Genomic DNA, 22,453 nt, shown 5'->3' with positions numbered 1-22,453 from the left:
TTCGAGCTGTACTACTCCAAGTCCTACGACCGCTGGGTCTTCAACCAGTACCTCTCCGACACCCCGGAATCGAACGCGGTACGCGTCATGTCGGCGACGCCCGGCGACGCGAAGGCCGGGACGTGGACGCATCTCGCCGGGACGTACAGCCAGACCGACGGCGAGCTGAAGCTGTACGTCAACGGCAAACTGGTCGGCACCACCCCGTACACCACCCCGTGGGACGCGCGCCGCGGCCTCCAGATCGGTGCGGGCTCGTACAGCGGGCAGCCGGCCTCGTTCTTCCCCGGCACCATCGACGACCTGCGCATCTACGACAAGCCGCTCACGGCGACCGAGGTCACCCGGCTCCACACCAAGCAGCCCATCGGCACCGGCCGCCCCGCCCGCGCGGTCTTCCCCCTCGACGAACCGGCCGACGCGACCCGCGTCACCGGCCGCGCCGACGTCCACCCCGCGATCCTCAGGGGCGGCGCCACCCCGGGCCGCGCCGGGATGACCGGCAAGGCGCTGACGCTGGACGGCAAGGACGACTACGCGACGGCCGCGGCGCCGCACGTCAACAACCGGCGCAGCTTCACCGTCTCGGCCTGGGCCAAGCTTTCCAAGACCAAGCCCGACCACGCGGCGATCATCGCGACGCAGGCCGGGGAGCACAAATCCGGCTTCGAGCTGTACTACTCCAGCGCCTACGACCGGTGGGTCTTCAACCAGTACATCTCCGACACCTCCGACTCCAACGCCATCCGTGCCATGCAGGCCGAGGGCAGAACCGCGCGCGGGGGCGAGTGGACCCACCTGGTCGGCGTCCACGACACGGTCGCCAACCAACTGACGCTCTACGTCAACGGCGCCGAGGCAGGCCGCGCGACCGTCTCCGAAACCTGGTACGCCGGAGGCCAGGTCCAGATCGGCGCGGGCTCCTACGAGGGCGCGCCCGACTCGTTCTTCCCCGGCCAGATCGACGAGGTGAAGATCTTCGACCGCCCCGTCTCGGCGGACGAGGTAGGGCAGTTGTTCAAGCAGAGCCCCGTGGTCAAGGGCCGCTGGACGTTTGAACAGGGTAGCGGGAACAGCACCCCGGACGCTTCCGAGGAAGGGAACGACCTGACACTCGGCGGTGGCGCCCGGACCGGATCCGGCTGGGTGGACGGCGGACTCGTCCTGGACGGCGTCGACGACTACGGGACCACCGCGTCTGTACCGGTGGACACCGGTACCAGCTTCACCGTCACCGCCTGGGCACAAGCGGCGGCACTACCGAAATCCGAAGTGACACTCCTCAGCGTGCCCGGCGCACAGAAGAACGCGTTCTCCCTCCGCTACGTCCCGAGCGCTACACCGGACACGGACGCCGGACGTTGGAAGATCGCCCTGGCCGACCAGGACAGTGCTTCGGCGGTTTCCGCCGAGGTGGAGAACGGACAGTTCTACGGCCCCACGGACTGGACGCACCTGGCAGTGGTCTACGACGGATTCAGCAAGGAACTCCGGCTCTTCGTGAACGGCGAATTGGAACAGACCGCCTGCGCCGACGAGGACGAGAACGGGGAGGCCGACGACGGCTGCGTCGACCGGGCCTCCTGGGCCGAGGACGTGCTGTCGTTCAAGGCGAACCAGCCGCTGCACATGGGGCGCGTCAAGAACGGCTCCTCCTGGGGGCAGTTCTGGCCGGGAGCCCTCTCCGACGTCTGGGCGTTCCAGGGCACGTTGACGGATGCGCAGATCGGCCAACTCGCCGTCGGCGCACCCGGGATGGCTACGGACGTACCCGCCGGCTGACCGGTGGAGCGGGCATGGACGGCGCGTCCGCCCATGCCCGCGGCAGGTGTGTGTTCACTCCGCTGAAGGACTTCCGCTCCGCCTTGTGCGACGTCTGTCGCCGGGTGGCTGCAGTGAGAGGTTGAAGAACAGGCATGAACGGCAGACAAGGCTCACGGTTCCGTTCTCTACGGCGTCGCGTCGCACTGGCCTCCTCGGTGGTCATGGTCGCCACGCTTCTCCAGGGGGTGGTCCAGGCGACCGCCGCCGTGGCGGCCGAGGGGATGGAAGGGGTTCCTCTCCCCGCGTCGGAACGCGTCGTACCCGGCGGGCCGGGTGAGGTGAAGCCGCGTGCGGTGATGAAGGGGCCGAGAACCCCCGACCGGCATCCCAGCGACGCGTGGCCGAAGGCCGCTGCCGCCCGGGTCCGCCTGCCGGACGCCACCGCGCGTGCCACGGAATCCAACTCCGTGGCCGTTCCGGGCGTGCCCATGTCCTTGGCGGTTCCCAAGGCGGAGAAGGACCGTGCCGCTCGTGGAGAGGTCGAGGTGCGGGCACTCGATCGCGCCGCCTCGGAGAAGGCAGGCGTGGACGGCCCTCTGTTCAGCCTGCGTTCCCTGCCCACCGTCCGGCAGGGCACCGCGGAAGGCGCCGCCGCCGGGGCGAAATCCGGTGCTCCGGCGAGCCCCTCCCGTACCGGCGGATCGGTCCGCGCCCAGGTCGACTACTCGTCGTTCGGCCAGGCGTACGGCGGCGGATACGCCTCTCGCCTCCGGCTTGTCGAACTGCCCGCGTGTGCGCTGACGACTCCGGGCGACGCGAAGTGCCGTACGGGGAAGGTGCTGCCCGCCTCCCACGACACCGAGCGGAACACGCTCACCGCCGACGCGGTCTCCCTCAGCTCCACCGGAGCGACGGTACTGGCGGTCCAGGCCGACGCCGAAGGTGACAAGGGAAGCTACAAAGCCACGTCGTTGTCGCCCTCGGGGGCCTGGAACACCAACCTGAACACCGGTGACTTCACCTGGTCGTACCCTCTGTCCGCCCCGGAGGTCCCGGGAGGGCTGAAGCCCGGCGTCGGGCTCTCGTACTCGTCCGGCGGGATCGACGGTCGTACCGCCAATACCAATAACCAGTCGTCCTGGGTCGGCGACGGCTTCGACCTCTCCCCCGGTTTCATCGAGCGCCGGTACAAGCCGTGCGCGGACGATGGGGTGAAGAACGCGGACGGCAACAAACCCGGCGATCAGTGCTGGGGCTACGACAACGCGTTCATCTCGTTCAACGGCAAAGGCGGCGAACTCGTCCCCGCGGGCGACGACATATGGAAGCTGAAGGACGACGACGGCACCGTCATCGAGCACCGTAAATCCACCAACCGCGGGAACGGCGACAACGACGGCGAGTTCTGGCAGCTTACCGACCCGGGGGGCATCCGCTACTACTTCGGATTCAACCGGCTGCCCAACTGGGTCGAGGGAGACGAAGCGACCGACTCCACCTGGTCTCTGCCGGTCTACGGAAACGATGCCAACGAGCCCTGTCACGCCACGACGTTCGCCGACTCCTGGTGTCAGCAGGCTTGGCGCTGGAATCTGGACTACGTCGTCGACACGCGCAGCAATGCCGTCGCGTACTACTACAACAAGGAACAGAACTCGTACGGGCGGAATCTGAAGGCGGACGACAACACCCGTTACACCCGGGGCGGTTACCTCGACCGGATCGAGTACGGTCTGAAGTCCTCCGCGATGTACACGAGTAAACCGCTGGCCAGGATGGATTTCATCAGCGGCGAGCGCTGTCTTCCCGACGACCGGACGACGTGCGGCTCCATCGGCACGGACGCGGCCTACTGGTACGACACCCCGTGGGATCTGAATTGCGACACGGGCGAGAAATGCGACGACGGGCGGCTCTCCCCTGCGTTCTTCACCCGTAAGCGGCTGACGGGTGTCGACGCGCAGGTATGGGACGGCAGTGCGTACCAGAAGGTCGACTCGTGGAAACTCGGCCATCGCTGGGGCATGGCCGACACCGACTACCAGCTCCTGCTCGACTCCGTCCAGCGCACCGGCCACACCGCGAGCCCCGCGATCACCCTGCCGAAGACGACGTTCGCCTACACACAACTCGCCAACCGCTTGGACAGGACCGGTGACGGCTTCGCGCCGTTCATCAAGAGCCGTCTGTCGTCGGTCGATGACGAATCAGGCGGCCAGGTCTCGGCCAACTACTCCGACGCCGCCTGCGACTGGAACGCGCTGCCGACACCCCAGTCGAACACCACACGCTGCTTTCCGCAGTACGTGGGCGGCAGCACCACCGAGGACCCGACGCTCCAGTGGTTCAACAAGTACGTGGTCACCTCCGTCACCTCCACCGACCGGACCGGCGGGGCACCCGACCAGGTTGCCCGCTACCAGTACCTCGGTTCCGCCGCCTGGCACTACGACGATGACGACGGCCTGACGGAGGAGAAGCAGAAGACCTGGTCGCAATGGCGCGGATACGGCCACGTCCGCGTGCAGACCGGTGGGCAGGGCGGCGCCGCCGCGATGAAGTCGCAGACCGACACCTACTTCCTGCGCGGCATGGACGGGGACCGCAAGGACACCCAGGGCGGTACGAAGACCGTCGCGGTCTCGCTCGACGCGGGCGAGGGGGACGCGATCACGGATCACCGGTCCGCGGCCGGTTTCGCCTATAAGAACGTCACGTACTCCGGTCCCTCGGGGAAGATCCTGAGCAAGACCGTGAACCGGCCGTGGCATCACGAGACCGCGAAGAAGGTACGGGACTGGGGCACGGTCACCGCCAACTTCACCGGGAGCGCGAGTTCCAAGGTGTGGACGTCGCTCGATGACGGGGCGGGTGCATCGTGGCGCGTCACCGCGTCGTCCACGGCGTACGACACCGTCGCCGGGCGGCCCGTCCGCACGGATGACTCCGGCGACCAAGCGACAACGGCCGATGACCGCTGCACCACCATCGACTACGCCACGAACACCGAGAAGAACATCCTCACCCTGCCGTCGCGGGTCGAGGTGGTGGCCAAGCCGTGCGGCGCCGATGTCTCGCGCCCCGCGGACGTGGTCTCCGACGTCAGGACCGCGTACGACGGCGGCGCGTACGGCGCGGCGCCGGCCAAGGGCGACGCGACCGCCACCGCCCAGCTGAAGAAGTACGACGGCACCACCGCCGTCTACCTGGAGTCGGGATCCACCTTCGACTCCTACGGTCGCGCGCTCACCAGCACCGACCTGACCGCCGATGTCTCCGCGACGGCAGCGGGGGTGGTGACCCGGACCGCGCGCACCGACGGGCGGACCACCGTCACCGAACGCACTCCCGCGACGGGCTTCACCACCAGTGTCCGTGTGACGAGTCCACCGGCCGTGGCAGGTGACGCCGCCACTGCGCAGACCTCGGTCACGGCCCACGAAATCCTGCGTGGCCGGCCGCTGACCCAGACCGACACCAACGGCGGGGTGACGACCTTCGCCTACGACGCGCTCGGCCGCTCGACCAAGGTGTGGCTGGCGGACCAGCGCACGAGCCAGACGCCCGCCTACGAGTTCACGTACAGCGTGGGCGAGGGCCAGCCCGTCGTGGTCGGTACCAAACTGCTGGGCAACAGGGGCGTGCAGCGCACCTCGTACACCATCTTCGACGGACTGCTGAGGGAACGGCAGGCTCAGGAGCCCGGTCCCGACGGCGGACGCGTCATCACCGACAACTTCTACGACGAACGCGGACTGCCGACCAAGCGTTTCGCCCCCTACTACACGACCGGCAAGCCGGCTGCGGGCAAACCCTTCGAACCGGACAACGCGCTCTCCGTCGAGACACAGACCCGCTCCACCTTCGACGGACTCGGGCGGCCGACGGAAACCCGTCAGATCGCCGGAAACGGGGACGGCGGCACGGTACTGGCCACCACCAGGACGATTTACGGTGGCGACCGCGTCACGGTGATCCCACCCGTCGGTGCCACCACCACGACCACCCTCACGGACGCGCGCGGCAAGACCACCGCAGTGCGCCAGCACCAGCAGCGGACGGCGGACTCCGCCTACGACTCACTGTCCTACGCCTACACCAACCGCGACGAACTGTCCGAGTTCACCGACACCGCCGGCAACAAGTGGACGTACACGTACGACCTGCTCGGCCGCCAGACGAAGAGCGAGGACCCGGACAAGGGCACCACCAGCAGCACGTACGACGACCGCGGCCAGTTGACCTCCACCGAGGACTCGCGCAACACCACCCTCGCGTACGTGTACGACGGCCTGGGCCGCAAGACCGAACTGCGCGAGGGATCCGCCACCGGCGCCCTGCGTGCGAAGTGGGCGTACGACACGATCAGCGGGGCCAAGGGACAGCCGTCGGAGTCCACCCGCTATGTCGGCGGCCAGGCATACACCTCCAAGGTGGTCGCCTACGACCGTCTGTACCGGGTGCTCCGGTCCAGCACGACGATCCCCGCCACGGAAGGGGCGCTGGCCGGCACCTATCTGTCGACCAATTCCTACAACGTGGCGGGTGACGTCGAAGGCGTCGGCTACCCGAAGGCGGGCGCCCTCTCCGCGGCGACCGTCGCCTACACGTACGAGGACGACACGCAGCGGCCGATAGCGACGACGGGCAGCGCCGAGGGCGTGAAGTCCGAGGTGAGCTACAGCTACACGGGCAAACCGCTCCAATACCGGTTCCCCGGCATAGCCGGCAAGCAGACGCAGGTGACCAACACCTACGAGTGGGGAACCCAGCGGCTGTCGACCGCCCGCGTGGACCGTCTGAACATCGCCGGTGTCGACCAGTTCAGCACCTTCCGCTACGACGAGGCGGGCAACGTCCTGGCCGTCTCCGACGTGGCCCGCGCCGGCAACGACACCCAGTGCTTCACCTACGACCATCTCCGCCGCATGACCGAGGCATGGGCGCAGGGCCAGTCGAGCTGCGCCGCTCAGCCGAGTGGCAGTGCCCTCGGCGGACCGGCGCCGTACTGGAACTCGTACACCTATGACCAGGTCGGCAACCGCCGCACCGAAACCGTCCACGACACGGCCGGGAACAGCGCCAAGGACATCAAGCGCACCTACGCCTATCCGGCACCCGGAGCCCCGCAGCCGCACACACTGACGTCGGTCACCTCCACCGGCCCGACGGGCACCGCTCAGGACACGTTCACGTACGACAAGACCGGCAGCACCGCCACCCGCACCCTCAGCGGCGACAAGCAGACGCTCACCTGGGATGCCGAAGGCAGGCTCACCAAGGTGACGCAGCCGGTGGAAGGCTCCGCCGACAAGGTCACCGAGTACCTCTATGACGCCGACGGCAACCGGCTCATCGGCCGTACCCCGGAGGGCACGACCCTCTACTTGGGCGGCACCGAAATCGTCCTGCCCAAGGGTGTCTCTACGCCCAAGGCCACGCGCTACTTCGACCTCGGTGGCGGTCACCAGGCCATCCAGGAGAACGACGGCAAAGTCTCCCTCACCATCGCCGACCACCACGGCACCGCCCAACTGGCAATCGACGCCACCTCCCACCAACTCAGCCAACGCCGCACCCTGCCCTTCGGCGGGACCCGCGGCGCCCAGCCCGCCACCTGGCCCGGCACGAAGGGCTTCGTCGGCGGCACCACCGACACCTCGACCGGCCTGACCCACCTCGGCGCTCGCGAGTACGACCCCGCCACGGGCCGCTTCCTCTCCGCCGACCCGGTCATGAACCTGGCCGACTCACAGCAGATCAACGGCTACACCTACTCGGGCAACAACCCGCTGACCTGGTCCGACCCGTCGGGCCTCTGCTACGCGGACATGTGCGGAATCGGCTACGCGATCGGCGGCACGGGCCAGGTGCCGGGCGACCCGACCCGCTATGTCACGGACGACTCGGGAGCAAAGGCCCGGTACGAAGTCGGCAGCGGGGGCGGGGGCGGCGGCAAGAGCGGTGGGGGCGGGGGCGGAAGGAGCGGCGGCAAGAGCTCCACGAACACGCAGGGTGCGGGCGGATCATCGAGCCAGCAGCCGGTCATCGCCGGAGTACGGGTCCCCACGCAGGAAGAGCTCTTCGCGAGAGGCCATGGCGGAGCCTATCCGGATGCCTCATACAGCGAAATGCTGGTGAGCTGGGCAGGGGAACAGTGCCAAGGCGCGGTGGACGGAGAGCTCTGTTCAACGCTCCACGAACTCGGATGGGTCAAACCAACAGCGGACTTCCTCGAACTCATCGGAGTCCGCGACGTACAGCGCTGCGTCAACGGAAGCGTCAGCGGATGCGTCTGGACGGTTGCCGGACTCCTTCCAGTAGGAAAGATCGGCAAGGCTGCCAAGCTCATTAAGCAGGGTGACCATGCGGCAGCGGCAAAACTCGGTGATTGCAACAGCTTCCTCCCCGACACTGAAGTACTGCTGGCCGACGGAACACGTAAGAAGATCGCCAATGTAAAGATCGGCGACAAGGTTCTGGCGACCGACCCTAGAACCGGAAAAACAGTCGCAAAAACAGTGACAGCCGAAATAATCGGCAAGGGCCTCAAAAAACTGGTTAGTGTCACCATCGACCTGGATGGGAAAAAGGGCACCAAGACCGCCTCGGTCACAGCAACGGCCGGCCACCCCTTCTGGGTCCCGGAGCTCGCCGAGTGGATCGACGCCACCGACCTCCGCACAGGCCAGCAGCTCCGTACGAGGAACGGAGACCACGTTCAGATTGCCGCGGTCAAGCGCTGGACCGAGTACGAGACGGTCCACAACCTCACGGTGACGGACCTCCACACGTACTATGTAATCGCGGGACAGACGCCAGTCCTGGTTCATAACGCCAGCCCTGGTCCCGATGGGTCCTGCCAGCTACCGCTCTTCGTGCTCCGCGATGGTGAGACATCATCCGCTGGGCAGATAGCGAACAGCACACCCGGTGGCGGAAGCAGGGCTGGCCAAGCTACCGTCCGTCAAGATCTGCTCGACGCCACGGATGGGGATTTTCAGTGCTGGAGATGCGGCATGGAAACCAAGAACCCGGCCAACATGCATCTCGGTCACAAGAATGTTCCGACGTCCAAAGGCGGAAATCTCAGGTCCGACAATGTCTGCCTAGAGGGTGCAGCTTGCAATCTCAGCGCAAACAATCGAGGTGGACCGGGCGCTGGTCGATCATGCGCGGATCGAGGTAGCTGTGGGGCCCCGTACGGAAGAAAAGACTAGGAGAGCAGTGAGCTCAATGGAAGAATCGGCGAATCCGCGAACCATTCGATTGCTGGCTGGCAAGAAATCTTCCGGCGATCCGGTGTTCGAGGAGGTTCGCGTCGAGGAGTTGGGCACCCCTGGAGATTATCGGTTGATGGCGTCACCGGGACTAGTCCTCGGAATCGCCTCGGGAGATCTACTAAGAGTGGACCCCAAGACCGGTAAATTTGATGTCCTCGACCGTGGGGGGAACATCTGCATCCAGCTATACGGTCCGCACTCCGTGAGCGATTCTGTAGCCTCGGCCATTGAGTCCCTTGGCGGCTGGATGGATGGCAGGTCGACAAAACTCACGGTCTTCTCACTTCCGGCAACGTGCGGATTCACCGAGGTGGAGAAGGTGTTGAACTCCACAATGGAGGAAAACTCCGGAGTCGAGTGGTACTACGGAAATGTGTACGACGAATCAGATGGCGTCACACCACTGAATTGGTGGAAGTAGGAACTTAGTTCTGATTTTCTCAACGGGCCGCCGGATTCTCCGGTGGCCCGTTTAATTTGCACATTGCTCCCAGCCGGCCGCCGGGGAAGACGCGTACTGACTGGATGCGGGAACCCCCGAATCATGGATGACCCTGCTCACCGACGACGGCACCACGGTCATCGTCACCGGGAACCGCGCGTTCGATCAACGCGCCAGAACGTACAATCTGACCGTCGCCGACATCCGCACGTACTATGTACTCGCTGGCGAGACGCCGATATTGGTGCACAATGCAGGCGGTAGTGATCCAGGTCCCGGAATGGCCAACGTTGGACGCTGGATGTCGTCAGACGAATATCAAAAGATATTGAAGACGGGAATGGTTCAGGAGGGGGCGGGTGGTTTGACCTATGTGGTTAGCCCGGGGAATCCGGACGCGTACAAGCCTACGTACCGATGTTCCATTTATGTGGAATTTGAAGTTCCTGAATCGTCCCTACTTCCTGGCGGTCGTCCTGGCGACTATAAGATGGCAAACGCCGACACACTGATGGGGCGCTACTTGGCCAAGAAGGGCGGCACCCCCGGTATGCCGGAAGCGAAGAACATTCGTTTGGGCGGTGGCGGATGCTAAGGGGCTCCCCGCTTCTGGCCGCTACGCTTGAGGCCGTAACACAAATTCAGTCTGATGAGTCCCTGGTTGGAGCGGAGTCAGCGACCAAGCGGTCCCCTGATGATTGGCCAAACAGATCCGTCTCCTGGACCGTAGAGGTGGGCGCTTTGGGCGGTCAGGTTACTGTTTGGGAGGACGGGAGTGCAGAGCTTGACCTGATCGACATGGTGGCCGGTGATGCACATTCCGAGCACCGACAGCTAGACGACTTGGACGGTATTCAAGTCGTGGTAGAGGTCGTTCGCGACTGGGTAGTTGGACGTCGGCTGCCTACAACTGAGTAACGAAGTCGACCTGAAGGTTCACAGCCGACCATTGGCGGAGCGGGTGCAGGTCGGGGCGGCGAATTTCTCGTCTACCTAAATGGGAAACTGATCTCTGACGCGAAGCTTGGCCGCCCAGCTGAGAGAATTCCCCGTCGACAACGGCCAGCGATAACCCCAGAGGCCCCACCGGAATGATGTCCCGGTAGGGCCTCTGGGCTGTCGGGCGACAGCAGTTGACGGCAACGTCAGTGGACGGGGGTTGCGCAGGAGGGTGGTTCGTTGCCGTCGTCGGGCTTGCTGGTGCTCTCGGTGGGGTTGCGGAGGGCGTGGCCGAGGAGTTCTTTGATGACGACGAGATCGACGCCTTGTTCCAGGAGCAGGGTCGCGGTTGAGTGCCGGAGGTCGTGGAAGCGGATCGTCCGGAGTTCCGCACCGTGGAGGAGTCGCTGAAAGCGTCGGGTGAGGTTGGTGGGGTCGAGCGGACTGCCCTTCGGGGTGGTGAAAACGAGCCCGTTGTCCGTCCAGCCCGTTCCGGCCTGCCTCCGTGCCGGGCGCCTTGCCGCACCTCTCGGCCTGGGCCCGGTTCGGGCAGGACCCGACGGCAGGCCCGAGCGGCGGAGCAGGCTCGAACGGCCCCTCCCGGTACCCCGACACTCGCACCTGGAGGGCGACCTCGCGGTAATCAGCCCGCCCGGCCCGCCGGTTGCTTTTTCGCCGGCCCGCAGGCGGAGTCCGGCCTACAGCAGGTGGTCGGCCTTGCCGGCCTTGATGTCGCGGATGAGGGTGGCGAGGGCTTCCCGGGTGTCGGTGAGGTACGTGTCCTCCTGACCGGCGAGGGCGATGTAGGCGTTGCCGTTCGCGTCGGTGCCGATGCGGAAGCAGTTGTTGCCCGCGCCGCAGAACGGATCTTCCCAGGTGATCTCGGGCATGGCTGGATTCCTCACAGTTCGCGGATGATGCCGTGGATGACGTCCCGTGATGCCTGCGGCGACAGGCATGCCTCGGCCATCCAGTCCAAGTGTGCGCGGTACTTGGCCAATTGTGGCTCGGTGTGCATAAATTCTGGACCGTGTGCCGAATCGAGCTGCACCGTGTCGAGTTGGGCAACGGACCCCTCGGCGTAGAGCAGGGCGTGTCCGGCGCCGGGGAAGCTGCCGCCTTCGATGGGCACTATGCGGACGGTGACGTTGTCCCGTTCTCCCGCTTCGATCAGTGAGTTGAGCTGCTTCTTGGTCACCTCGCGACCACCGAAGCGCATCCGCAGGGCGGCCTCGTGCACATAACCCGTGTAACCGATGGGGTGTTCGCGGCTGAGCACGCGTTGCCGGTCCATCCGGTGGGCCACATGCAGCTCGACTTCGAGGCGCGAGAAGGCGGGGAGCACCGCATCGAAGACGCTGCGCGCGTACTCTTCGGTCTGGAGCAGGCCGGGGATATGAACTGTCTGGATGGTCTGGATCCGGAGCGAATGCCATTCCAGTTCGGCGATGTCCAAGAAGCCCGAGGACAGCTTGCCCCGGTACTCGTCCCACCAGTTCCGCTGCGGAAACCTGGCGAGTTCCGCGAGAGCGTCCACGTAGCGTTCATCCGCGCACTCGCAGTGGGCGGCCAGGGCGCGCAACCGTTCAGGGCTGATGTTGCGGATACCGGCCTCGAAGTTCGAGATCTTGCCCCGGTCGACGCCGAGCAGCCCCGCGGCGTGCTCGGCGGTCATGCCCGCGCTCGTGCGCATCTTCCGGACCTCGGCGCCGAGTCTCTTCTGTCGCTGCGTGGGGGTGGTCCGCGGAGGCATGGAGATCCTTCCTGTCTGACTGCCGCTCAGTCTGCCGGGCACCACGATACGGGGCCAACTGTGGTTAATTTTCCAATGGCGCCTGGTGCATGATGCGCGGGATGCTCTACCTTCTGTAGTGCGACGCTCACGCACAGCGAAATTCAAGAGCATCGCGCGAGCCTGCCCGCACACTCCGGACCAGGGAAGCCGCAGCATGCCCGCAGGTGTCCACAGACGCCACAACAACCAGCGCGCCAACGAGCGGAGTTGTCATGCCCGAGAACGAGATCCTCCCCGGACTCCCCTACGCCACCCCGCGCCTCACCCAATGTCCGCCCCCGCTCCAGGACCTGGGCGAGCCGAATCCGGGGAATCTCCTGTACGGGTTGACGCTGCCCTCCGCCATCGCCTCGCCGGCCGTCGCCCGCGAGGCCGCCGAGGTCATCCTGGATGTCCATGGCGTGGCGGATGCCCTGATCGACCCGGCCCTGCATCTCGTACGTGAACTCGTGGGCTACGCCTGTCGGTTCACCGGTGCCGGGGAGCAGGTCCGCCTCTCCCTGCGGCATGACCTCGGGGGCGCGCTCCGGATCACCGTGCACGACACCCATGCCGCGCACGCCCACCCCCGTCTCGCCGAAGTGTGCGACGGACGCCGTCTGGACGCGCTCGACGGCGTGCCCGGCCTGGTGGAGAGCCACCGGGGAGGGTGGGGCTTCACCAGCGCGCGCCACCCCGGCGCGGGAACCCGCACCTGGGCGACGCTCGTGCACTCCCCGCGTCGCTGGGCCGCCTGAGAGGCCGGCGCCCCGGGGCTCACTCCCGGCCCGCGATGACCTCCGCCGCCGCTTGGGCGCAGACGCGGGCCGCGCCGTGGGTGGCCACGTGGAGGGCGCCCCTCGGCGGGGCTTCGTTGAGGCCCATTTCCACCACCACCGTGTCGGGGCGCGCCGCGAGCAGGGTGTCCAGGGTGGCCGTCATCCAGGGGTGGCGGTGGGCGTCGCGGACCACCGCCACCGTGGTGCGGTCACCGGCCGCCGTCAGGATGCGGGTCGGCAGCTCCGGGGTGGGGGTGTCGGGCGTCGGCACGTCGCCGTACGTGGCCGTCTCCGTGCCCGGGAGGAGGCGGGCCAGTTCCGTGGCCAGGCCCCAGGGGGTCTCCTCGCCGACCGCGATGTTCGCCGCCGGGGTGAGGACCGCTACGTACGGGGCCCGGGTGAGCGGGGTGGGCGTGCCCGTGACCCGGAGGGCCCTGCGGGCCGCCAGCAGGCCGATGCCGGGGTCGCCGGGCGCGGTCCCCTCCTGTGTGGCCGCGCCCGGCGCCCCGGCCCCGGAGGACACCCTGACCCGGCGCGTCCAGTCGGCGAGGCCGCGCACCCGCGCGGCCGCGTCGGCCAGTCGTTCCTCGGGGAGTTCGCCGGTGCGTACGGCGGTCACCAGGGCGTCCCGCAGCCGCAGTACGATCCCCTCGTCGGCCAGGCCGCCGCCGACGCAGATGGCGTCGGCGCCCGCCGCGATCGCGAGGACGGAGCCGCGCTCGATCCCGTACACCGAGGCGATGGCCCGCATCTCCATGCCGTCGGTGACGATCGGGCCCTGGAAGCCCAGCTCCTCGCGCAGCAGTCCGGTGAGGATCCGCGGGCTGAGGGTCGCCGGGTGCTCCGGGTCGAGCGCGGGGAGCAGGATGTGCGCGCTCATCACCGATCGGGAACCCGCCGCGATCGCCGCGCGGAAGGGCCGCAGCTCGCGGGCGTGCAGGGTGTCGAGGTCCACGTCGATGCGGGGCAGCGCGTGGTGGGAGTCGACCGCCGTGTCGCCGTGGCCCGGGAAGTGCTTGACGCAGGCGGCGACCCCTGCGGCCTGGAGTCCCTCGACGTACGCGGCGGTGTGCCGGGCCGCCAGCTCCGGGTCGGCGCCGAAGGACCGTACCCCGATGACCGGATTGTCCGGGTTGGAGTTGACGTCGGCGGAGGGCGCCCAGTTGAGGTTGACCCCGCACGCGGCGAGCCGCCGGCCCAGCTCCCGGGCGACCTCGCGGGTGAGGTCGGGGTCGTCCACGGCGCCGAGCGCGTAGTTGCCGGGGAAGGACGAGCCGTGCCGTACCTCCAGGCGGGTGACGTCGCCGCCCTCCTCGTCGATCGCGACGAGGATGTCCTCCCGTTCGCGCCGCAGCCGCCGGGTGAGCGCCGCGAGTTGTTCCGGGTCGGCGACGTTACGGCCGAACAGCCCGACCGAGGTGAGCCCGTCGCCGATCGCCCGCAGCAGCCAGTCCGGCGCCGTGGTGCCGACGAAACCCGGCTGGAGGACGGCGAGGGCGTCGCGGGTGAGGGTGTCGGTGGTGGATACGAGTGTCGTCATCGGTCCTTCTAACCCTTCACTGCGCCGGCCGTCAGACCCGCTGCCATCTTGCGCTGGACGAGCAGGAACAGAATCACGATGGGAACGGCCATCATCGTGGAGCCGGCCATCATCGGGGCGAACTCCGTCCCGTGCTTGGTGGAGAAGTTGGAGAGCCAGACGGTCGCGGTCTGGTTCTGCTGGCTCATCAGCATGAGCGCGTACAGGTACTCGTTCCACGCCTGGATGAAGCCGTACACGGAGGTGGCGACCAGGCCGGGCGCGAGGAGCGGGAAGACCACCCGGACGAAGGCGCCGGTCCGGCTGCAGCCGTCGACCATGGCCGCCTCCTCCAGCTCCTTCGGGATGTTGACGATGAAGCCGCGCAGGGTCCACACGGTGAAGGGCAGGATGAAGGTGAGGTACGTGATGACCAGGCCGGAGAGCCGGTCGTACTGACCGAGGTCGTTCAGCAGCAGGAAGACCGGGATGATCATGGCGACCAGCGGGACCATCTGTACGGCGAGGATCCCGACGATCACGATCTTGCGCCCCCGGAACGCGAACCGGGAGATGGCGAGCGCGGCGAGCAGCCCGACCGCGACCCCGATGACGACCACGACGGACGAGACGAGCATCGAGCGCCCGACCGGGCCCCAGAAGTCGGCGATGTCCAGCGCCCGGCGGAAGTTGTCCAGGGTGAACGTACGGGGGAAGAAGTGCGGGTCGGGGTCGATGGCGTCGCCGGCCGGTTTGAACGCCGTGTTCAGCATCCAGTAGACGGGGAAGCCGAGGACGACGAAGACGAGCAGGCCGAGCGCGTTCCAGCCGGCCTTGCGCCTGCCGGGGGCCGACGGCCGGGGGGTTCGCGTCCGGGGGACCTTCACCGTGGCCGGGGTCGTCACGCTCACTCCACCTCTCCGATCTTGAGCATCTGGCGCATGTAGACGGCGATCACGCCCAGCAGGAGCAGGACGGTGAGCAGCGCGATCGCCGACCCCTGGGAGTAGTCGTTGACGACGAACGCCTTGTCGTACGAGTAGGTGGTGAGGAGCTGGAACTCCGCCTCGGGGTGGCCGTTGCGCATCACGAACACCTGCGGGAAGACGCCCATGTCCCAGATGACCGAGAGCGTCGCGAGCATCACGATGACGGGCTTGAGGATCGGTACGGTGACATGGCGGAAGACACCCCAGGCGCTCGCCCCGTCGAGCCGGGCGGCCTCCTCCAGCTCCGCGGGGACCTGGGTGAGCCCGGCGGAGAGGGTGATGGCGACGAACGGTACGGCGCCCCAGACCACCAGCAGCATGATCACGGCGAGGCCCTGGGGGCCGCTCGCGAACCAGTTGTGGCCGATGAGGTCGACTCCGGGGATCCGGGACAGCACCCAGTTGAGGACCCCGTAGTCGGTGTCGAACATCCACTTGAAGATGGTGACGGCGACCAGGATCGGCATGCCCCAGCTCGCCACCAGTGCGATGTTGATCAGGGTCTTCACCCAGCCGGAGACCCGCTGCTGGAGCAGGGCGATGAGCATGCCGAGCACCATGGTGAGGATGACTGCCCCGGCCGCGAAGACGATCGTACGGAGGACGACCGCCCAGAACTCCCCGTCGCCGAGGACCGCGGTGAAGTTGTCGAGGCCTGCGGACTCCGGGGCCTGGAACCCCCAGAGCTGGGGCTGCCCGAACTTCTGGAAGGAGAGGGTGACCAGCCGGGTCAGCGGATAGCCGAGCACCAGCGCGAGGACGGCCAGGCAGGGCGCGAGCAGCAGCCAGGGGACGCCGGCGCCCGCCGGAGTCCGGCGTCGGCCCCCGTTCCCGCCGGGTCTCGTCCCGGACGGGGAAGGACCCGTGGGCGGATCGTGCCGCGTGGGCGGATCACCGGCCGTCGTCGCGGTCGGCAGGGTTGTCGTCGGCTTCATGGCACTGCCACCGGTACTCGTAGGGGCACTGGCACTCATCACGCGCTCCTCAGCGGGCCGGACGGGGAGTCCGCCGGCAGATCGTGCCGGCGGACCCCCCGCCCTCAGGTCACTTGCTGTTGATGACCTTGTCGATGGCGGCGTCCGCTTCCTTCGCGGCCGCCTCGACCGACTGCTTCCCGGTGCCGATGGACTGCAGCATCGTCTGGAGCACCTGGGCCTTCTCGACCTGGCCCCAGCCCGGCGCCATCGGCACGAACCAGCTCGACTCGGCCGCCGTGGCCGGGACCGCGGTCGCCGGGTCGTTCTTCAGCGTCGCGAGGTCGGTCTTGTTGTTCGGCAGGTTGCCCTTCGCCATCAGGCCCTTCTGGCCCTTGGCACCGGTGTAGGCGTTGATCCACTCGGCGGCGGTGGCCTGCGCCTTCGACTTGACCGGTACGGCCAGGTCGGAGCCGCCGAGGAAGACAGGCATGTTGGCGCCGGACGGACCCGGCATCACGAAGCTCTCCAGGTTGCCCTTGAGCTTGCCGGTCTTGTCGCTCTTCGGGTCCTCGGCGGTGGCGCCCTCCCAGGCGGCCCCGAAGATCATGCCGGACTGGCCCTGGCCGTACACGATGTAACGGTCGGACTCGTCCTTGGTCTTGTCCGCGTTCATGTACGCGTCCAGGATCTTCTGGTACTCCTTCAGCCCCTTGAGGGACTCGGGCGAGGAGAGGTTCGCCTTGAACGTGCCGCCGTTCTCCTCGGCGATGGAGCCGCCCGCGTCGTATACGAAGGACATGGCCGCGTACCAGTCGCGCGTGGGCTGGTACCAGGCGCTGAACTTGTCGCCCTGCTTCTTCTGGATCTTGTCGAGCCCGGCGGTCAGTTCGGCGTAGGTCTTCGGTACGGCGGTGACCCCGGCGTCCTTGGCGACGTCCTTGCGCCAGTTGGCGACGCGGCCCCCGGCGTAGTACGGCACGCCGTAGGTCTTGCCGTTGTACGTCACCGACGACTTGAGGCCGTCGAGCCAGGCGTCCGAGTTCTCGAACTTCGCGGGGTCGAGCTCGGCGAAGGCGCCCTTGACGGTGTAGCCGAGCATCTCCGTGTTGCCCATCTCGACCACGTCGGGGGCCTTGTCGGTGGCGAGTACGGCGTCGAGCTTGGCGTTCTTGTCGGGCCAGCCGTAGTACTCGTGCTTGATCTTGATGCCCGGGTTCTTCGCGACCACGGCGGCATCGGCGGCCTTGACCAGCTCCGGCCAGTTGTTCTGGGCGTCCACCGTCAGCCAGACGGTGAGTTCCTTCGCGGACTCTCCCCCGGCCGCCCCGCCCTTCGGATCGTCGGAACCACAGGCCGCGAGGCCGATCACCATGCCTGCGACGCCGACCGCCGCGATGAGCTTGTGCTTCACGCCACCCTCCTCAGGGACACTGCAACCCCCCTGGCCCGTTTAATGGTTTAGACCATTTGACCAGTAGGGAGTGAGCTTGGCCTAGACCTTTAGGGGTGTCAAGGGTGTATAAGAAGGGCTGTCGTGTCCGTTATCGGACCGACACCTGAGAGAGGGCGACGACTCGTGCCCGGACCGTGCCACCATGTGAGCCGCGACAGACGGAGGAGCCGGTGACGGCAGCAGCGCAGGAGTCGGGAAGGCAGGCCATGGCCACGGACGGGGTCGGCACGGAGACCGAGGGCGGACCCGCCACCCGTACGGCCCGCGTGCCCAAGTATTACCGCCTGAAAAGGCACTTGCTCGACATGACCGAAACACTGCCGCCCGGTACGCCCGTACCGCCGGAGCGCACGCTGGCCGCCGAGTTCGACACCTCGCGCACGACCGTGCGCCAGGCGCTCCAGGAACTGGTCGTCGAGGGACGGCTCGAACGCATCCAGGGCAAGGGCACCTTCGTCGCCAAGCCCAAGGTCTCCCAGGCCCTCCAGCTCACCTCGTACACCGAGGACATGCGCGCGCAGGGCCTCGAACCGACCTCGCAGCTCCTCGACATCGGGTACGTCACCGCCGACGACACCCTCGCCGGCCTCCTCGACATCACGGCCGGCGGGCGCGTGCTGCGCATCGAACGGCTGCGGCTGGCGAGCGGCGAGCCGATGGCCATCGAGACCACCCACCTCTCGGCGAAGCGCTTCCCCGCCCTGCGCCGCTCACTCGTCAAGTACACGTCCCTCTATACGGCGTTGGCGGAGGTGTACGACGTCCACCTCGCCGAGGCCGAGGAGACGATCGAGACGTCCCTGGCCAATCCGCGCGAGGCCGGGCTGCTCGGTACGGACGTGGGCCTGCCGATGCTGATGCTCTCGCGCCACTCGCTGGACGCGGCCGGCGAACCGGTGGAGTGGGTACGGTCCGTCTACCGCGGCGACCGCTACAAGTTCGTGGCCCGCCTCCAGCGCCCCCGCCCCTGAGCGGGGCCCCGGAACGAAAACCCGCCACGGCGACATAAACCCACCGTGTGCGGGCAGTTAACGTTCCGGGATATGGGCTGGTGGTGGCGCGTCCCCGGATGGTCCCCTAGATTTCCTGCGCATTACGCGTCAGGTACTACGCAGATGACCAGCGGTGACCAGTGAGGGGACGACTCACCATGCCAGAACCCGCACCGAAAGACGCCCCGTCGGCCGACACCCCGTCGACCGATCCCGCGTCGACCGGCACCCCACCGAGGACCGGGGGTCTCACCCCGAGATCCGTCGCCATCTGGACACTGGTCGCGCTGGTGGGCGCGGCGGGCTGGGGGGTGCTCGCCCTCTCGCGGGGCGAGGAGGTCTCGGCCGCCTGGATGCTCGCCGCCGCGCTCGGCTCGTACGCGATCGCCTACCGCTTCTACTCCCGCTTCATCGCCCACCGCGTCCTCAAGGTCGACAAGACCCGGGCCACCCCCGCCGAACGGCTCGACAACGGGGTGGACTTCCACCCCACCGACCGGCGCGTGCTGTTCGGCCACCACTTCGCGGCCATCGCGGGCGCCGGGCCGCTGGTCGGCCCGGTACTCGCCGCGCAGATGGGGTATCTGCCCGGCACCATCTGGATCGTCGCGGGCGTCATCTTCGCCGGCGCCGTCCAGGACATGGTGACGCTGTTCTTCTCCACCCGCCGCGACGGCCGGTCGCTCGGCCAGATCGCCCGGGACGAGATCGGCCCCTTCGGCGGCGCCGCGGCGCTGATCGCCGTCTTCATGATCATGATCATCCTGCTGGCCGTGCTGGCGCTGGTCATCGTCAACGCGCTGGCGGACTCGCCGTGGGGCGTCTTCTCCATCGCCATGACCATCCCGATCGCCCTCTTCATGGGCGTGTATCTGCGGGTGCTGCGCCCCGGCCGGGTCAGCGAGGTCTCGCTCATCGGGGTGGCGCTGCTGCTGCTCGCCATCGTGGCGGGCGGCTGGGTCGCCGAGTCCTCGCTCGCCGACACCTTCACGCTGGAAGCGGGCACGCTGGTCATCTGGATGATCGCGTACGGCTTCCTCGCCTCCGTGCTTCCGGTGTGGATGCTGCTGGCGCCGCGCGACTACCTGTCGACCTTCATGAAGGTCGGCACGATCGTGCTGCTGGCGCTGGGCGTGGCGATCGCCCTGCCCACCATGAAGATGGAGGCGATCACCGACTTCGCGAGCCGCGGTGACGGCCCGGTCTTCGCCGGGTCGATGTTCCCGTTCGTCTTCATCACCATCGCGTGCGGCGCGCTCTCGGGTTTCCACTCGCTGATCTCCTCGGGCACGACGCCGAAGATGGTCCAGAAGGAGACCCAGATCCGGATGATCGGTTACGGCGCGATGCTGACCGAGTCGTTCGTCGCGATCATGGCGCTGATCGCCGCCTGCATCATCGACCCGGGCCTGTACTTCGCGGTCAACTCCCCGGCCGGGGTGATCGGCGGTACGGTCGAATCCGCCTCGCAGGCCGTCGCCAACCTGGGCTTCACCATCTCGCCCGACCAGCTCGCCCAGGCGGCCAAGGACGTCGAGGAGACAAGCCTGCTGTCGCGGACCGGCGGGGCGCCGACCTTCGCCCTCGGCATGGCGGAGATCTTCTCGTCCGTCGTCGGCGGCACCGCCATGAAGGCGTTCTGGTACCACTTCGCCATCATGTTCGAGGCGTTGTTCATCCTCACCACGGTGGACGCGGGAACGCGCGTCGGGCGCTTCATGCTCCAGGACATGCTCGGCAACGTGTACAAGCCGATGCGCGAGGTGAGCTGGAAGCCGGGCGTCTGGTTCGCCAGCGCGGTGGTGGTCGGCGGCTGGGGCTACTTCCTCTGGGTCGGCGTCCATGACCCGCTGGGCGGCATCAACCAGCTCTTCCCGCTCTTCGGCATCGCCAACCAGCTCCTGGCGGCCGTGGCGCTCGCCGTCTGCACCACGCTGCTGGTCAAGTCCGGCCGCCTGAAGTGGGCGTGGGTGACGGGCGTACCGCTCGCCTGGGACGCCGCCGTCACGCTCACCGCGAGCTGGCAGAAGATCTTCTCGGACGACCCGAGGGTGGGCTTCTTCACCCAGCGGGACGTGTACCAGTCGGCCATCGACCGGGGCGAGGTGCTGGCCCCGGCCAAGACCATGGACGACATGCACACCGTGGTCACCAACTCCACGGTGGACGGGGTGCTCTCGGCGCTCTTCGCGATCCTCATCCTCGTGGTCATCGCGGACGCCGGACGCGTCTGCTTCAAGGCGATCCGCGATCCGGAGGGCGTCCGGCTGGCGGAGGTCCCGTACGTCGAGTCGAAGATCGTCGCCCCGGCCGGCCTGATCCCCACCCAGGAGGAGAAGGCGGAACTGGCCGCAGCCGAGGCCGCCAGGGAGCGGGAGAGCGTCCCGGCGGGAACGGGCCCGGCATGACCCGGCCGGATGTCGCGAGCCGGGCGGAGCGGGTACGGCAGGTGGCCGGGCGGATCCGCTGGTACGTACGGGAGTTCACCGGCGAGTCGGCGTACGAGCGCTACGTGGCCCACGCCCGGGCCCACGCGGACGAGGGTGACCCGACGGGCGGGATCATGACCCGCCGCGCCTTCGAACGCAGCCGCACGGACGCCCGCGAGGCCGACCCGCGCGAGGGCTTCCGCTGCTGCTGAGCGGCGACAGAGCCGAGCTGAGCCGCTGCTGAGCCGAACGGTGGACGGGCCGCCGGGCCATCCCATACGGGGAACCCGGCGGCCCGTCCGTCATACCGGGGAGGCAGACTCGTGGCATGGACATAACGATCAGAGAGGCCGAGCCCCGGGAGTACCAGCGGCTCGGTGACCTCACGGCACAGGCCTATCTGGCGGACGGTCTGCTGGAGCTGGACGCCGAGGACTCGTATCTGCTGACCCTGCGGGATGTCGCGCGCCGGGCCGCCGCGTCGGAGGTGCTGGTCGCCGTGGACGCGGACGGAACGCTCCTCGGCGGTGTGACTTTCGTCCCCGGGAGCGGACCGTGGGCCGACATCGCGGGCCCCGGCGAGTCCGAGTTCCGCATGCTGGCAGTCGACCGTTCGGCGCGCGGACTGGGCGTGGGCCAGGCTCTGGTGGACGCGTGCGTGGCGCGCGCACGGGCGCGCGAGGGATGCGTACGGATCGTCCTGTCGACCCAGCGGAGCATGCGCGCGGCGCACCGGATCTACGAGCGCATGGGCTTCGTCAGGACTCCGGAGCGGGACTGGGAGCCCTATGCGGGGCCCACTCTGATCACCTACGCCCTGGGCCTCCAGCCCTCTGCGGCCGTGGACGGCTGACCGGGTACGACACAACATCTGGGGGGTGGCGCGGCGCGCGCCCCCCAGATGTATGCTCGACCTCGCTGTCGACGCAGGGGAATCCGGTGTGAATCCGGAACTGTCCCGCAACGGTGTACTGTGGCGCGCTTTGTCGCGCCCGTCAGTCCGAACACCTGCCGGCAGTGCGTCCGGCTCGACCGATCCGGGCGCCCAGACGTCCGGGCCTCGCGGTTGGGCCGGTGGACGCGGCGCGGTGTGCCGCCCTGCGAAGGCATGGGGTACGTCCGTGCGCGCGGACCCGTGCCTCCTCGTGGCCCAGAGCCGAGCGAGGGAGAGCA

15 protein-coding genes, 1 pseudogene and 1 riboswitch are annotated in these 22,453 nt (G+C 67.8%); of the genes and pseudogenes, 9 read left to right on the top strand and 7 right to left on the bottom strand.

Annotated features, from left to right (window positions below; genetic code table 11):
• The 4 genes from AB0P17_RS18680 to AB0P17_RS18665 form a co-directional block, all read left to right on the top strand.
• On the top strand, positions 1-1,782 hold a 1,782-nt coding region (locus AB0P17_RS18680), incomplete at its 5' end, for a LamG domain-containing protein (RefSeq protein ID WP_365812230.1).
• Positions 1,783-1,916: 134 nt separating this feature from the next.
• On the top strand, positions 1,917-8,984 hold the full coding sequence (locus AB0P17_RS18675; protein ID WP_365812228.1) for a polymorphic toxin-type HINT domain-containing protein: 7,068 nt from the start codon (positions 1,917-1,919) through the stop codon (positions 8,982-8,984).
• A gap of 16 nt (positions 8,985-9,000) precedes the next feature.
• A complete protein-coding gene (locus AB0P17_RS18670) occupies positions 9,001-9,468 on the top strand; it encodes a DUF4265 domain-containing protein (protein WP_365812252.1) in 468 nt (155 codons plus the stop codon).
• 127 nt (positions 9,469-9,595) lie between these two features.
• On the top strand, positions 9,596-10,084 hold the full coding sequence (locus AB0P17_RS18665; RefSeq protein WP_365812226.1) for a hypothetical protein: 489 nt from the start codon (positions 9,596-9,598) through the stop codon (positions 10,082-10,084).
• A gap of 628 nt (positions 10,085-10,712) precedes the next feature.
• Here AB0P17_RS18665 and AB0P17_RS18660 read toward each other — a convergent pair.
• The 3 genes and pseudogenes from AB0P17_RS18660 to AB0P17_RS18650 all read right to left on the bottom strand — a co-directional run.
• Positions 10,713-10,931, bottom strand: a pseudogene (locus AB0P17_RS18660) (tyrosine-type recombinase/integrase); the annotation flags it as partial.
• A gap of 195 nt (positions 10,932-11,126) precedes the next feature.
• Positions 11,127-11,318, bottom strand: coding sequence for a hypothetical protein (locus tag AB0P17_RS18655; protein WP_365812224.1), 192 nt, complete (start codon positions 11,316-11,318; stop codon positions 11,127-11,129).
• Positions 11,319-11,329: 11 nt separating this feature from the next.
• Positions 11,330-12,181 (bottom strand): helix-turn-helix transcriptional regulator, encoded by an 852-nt coding sequence (locus AB0P17_RS18650; RefSeq protein ID WP_365812222.1) that lies wholly within the window; start codon positions 12,179-12,181, stop codon positions 11,330-11,332.
• 254 nt (positions 12,182-12,435) lie between these two features.
• Between AB0P17_RS18650 and AB0P17_RS18645 the strand changes: the two genes are divergently transcribed.
• The gene (locus AB0P17_RS18645) at positions 12,436-12,960 is read left to right on the top strand and encodes an ATP-binding protein (RefSeq protein ID WP_365812220.1); all 525 of its coding nucleotides are present in this window, start codon (positions 12,436-12,438) and stop codon (positions 12,958-12,960) included.
• 19 nt (positions 12,961-12,979) lie between these two features.
• On the opposite strand, the gene AB0P17_RS18640 is transcribed toward AB0P17_RS18645, so the two are convergent.
• From AB0P17_RS18640 to AB0P17_RS18625, 4 genes are all read right to left on the bottom strand, one after another.
• A complete protein-coding gene (locus tag AB0P17_RS18640; protein ID WP_365812219.1) occupies positions 12,980-14,521 on the bottom strand; it encodes a glycoside hydrolase family 3 protein in 1,542 nt (513 codons plus the stop codon).
• Between the two features lie 8 nt (positions 14,522-14,529).
• On the bottom strand, positions 14,530-15,387 hold the full coding sequence (locus tag AB0P17_RS18635; RefSeq protein ID WP_365812250.1) for a carbohydrate ABC transporter permease: 858 nt from the start codon (positions 15,385-15,387) through the stop codon (positions 14,530-14,532).
• Positions 15,388-15,407: 20 nt separating this feature from the next.
• Positions 15,408-16,424 carry a sugar ABC transporter permease gene (locus tag AB0P17_RS18630; protein ID WP_365812217.1) on the bottom strand — a complete coding sequence of 339 codons (1,017 nt, stop codon included), beginning with the start codon at positions 16,422-16,424 and terminating at the stop codon, positions 15,408-15,410.
• Between the two features lie 109 nt (positions 16,425-16,533).
• Positions 16,534-17,817 (bottom strand): extracellular solute-binding protein, encoded by a 1,284-nt coding sequence (locus AB0P17_RS18625; protein WP_365812215.1) that lies wholly within the window; start codon positions 17,815-17,817, stop codon positions 16,534-16,536.
• A 248-nt stretch (positions 17,818-18,065) separates the two neighbouring features.
• On the opposite strand from AB0P17_RS18625, the gene AB0P17_RS18620 reads away from it, so the two are divergent.
• The 4 genes from AB0P17_RS18620 to AB0P17_RS18605 all read left to right on the top strand — a co-directional run bounded on the left by AB0P17_RS18620 (position 18,066) and on the right by AB0P17_RS18605 (position 22,133).
• Complete coding sequence (locus tag AB0P17_RS18620) at positions 18,066-18,830, top strand: GntR family transcriptional regulator (RefSeq protein ID WP_329829689.1); 765 nt, start codon at positions 18,066-18,068, stop codon at positions 18,828-18,830.
• 179 nt (positions 18,831-19,009) lie between these two features.
• The gene (locus AB0P17_RS18615) at positions 19,010-21,259 is read left to right on the top strand and encodes a carbon starvation CstA family protein (protein ID WP_365812214.1); all 2,250 of its coding nucleotides are present in this window, start codon (positions 19,010-19,012) and stop codon (positions 21,257-21,259) included.
• Positions 21,256-21,492, top strand: a complete 237-nt coding sequence (locus tag AB0P17_RS18610; protein ID WP_365812212.1) for a YbdD/YjiX family protein — start codon at positions 21,256-21,258, stop codon at positions 21,490-21,492. Before AB0P17_RS18615 ends, AB0P17_RS18610 begins: the two co-directional genes overlap by 4 nt.
• Positions 21,493-21,608: 116 nt before the next feature.
• Positions 21,609-22,133, top strand: a complete 525-nt coding sequence (locus AB0P17_RS18605; protein ID WP_365812210.1) for a GNAT family N-acetyltransferase — start codon at positions 21,609-21,611, stop codon at positions 22,131-22,133.
• A 9-nt stretch (positions 22,134-22,142) separates the two neighbouring features.
• A riboswitch (cobalamin riboswitch) is annotated at positions 22,143-22,311 on the top strand.
• Positions 22,312-22,453 lie beyond the last annotated feature (142 nt).

The sequence above is a fragment of the Streptomyces sp. NPDC088124 genome, from assembly GCF_040685895.1.
Taxonomy (GTDB): domain Bacteria; phylum Actinomycetota; class Actinomycetes; order Streptomycetales; family Streptomycetaceae; genus Streptomyces.
This window is presented reverse-complemented; position numbering and strand designations above follow the sequence as displayed.

Coding starts and splice junctions, on each gene's coding strand:
- AB0P17_RS18675 (WP_365812228.1), top strand. CDS start 1,917: ATGAACGGCAGACAAGGCTCACGGTTCCGTTCTCTACGGCGTCGCGTC.
- AB0P17_RS18670 (WP_365812252.1), top strand. CDS start 9,001: ATGGAAGAATCGGCGAATCCGCGAACCATTCGATTGCTGGCTGGCAAG.
- AB0P17_RS18650 (WP_365812222.1), bottom strand. CDS start 12,181: ATGCCTCCGCGGACCACCCCCACGCAGCGACAGAAGAGACTCGGCGCC.
- AB0P17_RS18645 (WP_365812220.1), top strand. CDS start 12,436: ATGCCCGAGAACGAGATCCTCCCCGGACTCCCCTACGCCACCCCGCGC.
- AB0P17_RS18610 (WP_365812212.1), top strand. CDS start 21,256: ATGACCCGGCCGGATGTCGCGAGCCGGGCGGAGCGGGTACGGCAGGTG.
- AB0P17_RS18615 (WP_365812214.1), top strand. CDS start 19,010: ATGCCAGAACCCGCACCGAAAGACGCCCCGTCGGCCGACACCCCGTCG.
- AB0P17_RS18640 (WP_365812219.1), bottom strand. CDS start 14,521: ATGACGACACTCGTATCCACCACCGACACCCTCACCCGCGACGCCCTC.
- AB0P17_RS18655 (WP_365812224.1), bottom strand. CDS start 11,318: ATGCCCGAGATCACCTGGGAAGATCCGTTCTGCGGCGCGGGCAACAAC.
- AB0P17_RS18665 (WP_365812226.1), top strand. CDS start 9,596: ATGACCCTGCTCACCGACGACGGCACCACGGTCATCGTCACCGGGAAC.
- AB0P17_RS18620 (WP_329829689.1), top strand. CDS start 18,066: ATGGCCACGGACGGGGTCGGCACGGAGACCGAGGGCGGACCCGCCACC.
- AB0P17_RS18605 (WP_365812210.1), top strand. CDS start 21,609: ATGGACATAACGATCAGAGAGGCCGAGCCCCGGGAGTACCAGCGGCTC.
- AB0P17_RS18630 (WP_365812217.1), bottom strand. CDS start 16,424: ATGAAGCCGACGACAACCCTGCCGACCGCGACGACGGCCGGTGATCCG.